The 222-nt window shown below is 45.0% G+C and carries 1 pseudogene; it reads left to right on the plus strand.

The annotated features are described in order from the left end of the window. Positions 1–128, plus strand: a pseudogene (locus A3756_RS28670) (IS110 family transposase); the annotation flags it as partial. Positions 129–222: the final 94 nt, after the last annotated feature.

Below are 222 nucleotides of genomic sequence, written 5' to 3' on the forward strand. Positions count from 1 at the left end.
GTAAACATCGAAGTGTCGTGGTAACGGCGATCGCACGAGAACTGATAGCTTATATCAGGTCAATCTCGAAGGAAGTCACCTTACCCAGAATAGATCCAAAAACACGAATCTCACGCGTACCCGCTTAAGTAGATAAGGAATAATACATGAACAAGTTTAGCGTCAATGCAAAAGATCAAGCAGCGGCTGTGGTGCAATCACCGAAGGCGTTAGGTTGGCAAT

The sequence above is a fragment of the Oleiphilus sp. HI0086 genome (genome assembly GCF_001635225.1).